The organism is Gilliamella sp. B2828 (genome assembly GCF_026537125.1).
Taxonomy (GTDB): domain Bacteria; phylum Pseudomonadota; class Gammaproteobacteria; order Enterobacterales; family Orbaceae; genus Gilliamella.
In genome coordinates this window covers 1-672 of the sequence record NZ_JAFNMU010000033.1, presented here as the reverse complement: position 1 = coordinate 672, position 672 = coordinate 1, and the positions used below count along the sequence as shown (strand labels likewise).

The window sequence follows — 672 nt, the reverse complement described above, 5'->3', positions numbered from 1 at the left end:
GATCGTCATACAGTTCAGGATCGCCCGAGCGATTTAATTTTTTAAAACGCTCATGTTCAACTGACGTATCATGTGACCAAGGTTTAGGATAGCCTAAGGTGGCAAAAATGCGATTACCAATAAAAGAGTAAACACCACCGATTAATAAAAAAATGATAGTTGTAAAAACAAAAAATAAAAAAACAGTGACAGCAGTGAATAATGCAAAATAGTAAAAAAAATCGTCACTAAAATTTGTGAATAACAAAACTAAGTAGATTAGATAAATAAATAAAGAAAATGCACCCGCTATAAAAGCTGAATACTTTAACGCAAGCAAAGTTGACATGCTTACTGAACGAGGAAAATATAAAGCATGGGTTTTCGGTATTCGAACCGCATAAGATTGATACTGGTTATTATCATCACTTTTATCCACGACCATTTCCACATAATCGCCATTTTTAAATCTAATATGGATTAATTTGCCTTCGACAAATTTACGCCCGACATAGCAACTAAATTTTTTGCCTTCTAAGGTAATGCTGCCCACTGACAGCGTGGTCAATAAGGCGGCCGCCACGCCAAACGCCCCAGTAATTAGCGCTCCTATCATGGCGATTAAACCAACATTATTATCCGAGCCTAGCTCTTTTGGGTCATCAATAATTTGTAGCTGGCTGACTGTGCCTT

General features: G+C 36.9%; 1 protein-coding gene. It reads right to left on the bottom strand.

All coding sequences use genetic code 11. From position 1 onward, the window contains the following. On the bottom strand, positions 1 to 672 hold a 672-nt coding region (locus tag J3U19_RS11445), incomplete at both ends, for a putative type VI secretion system effector (RefSeq protein ID WP_267346377.1).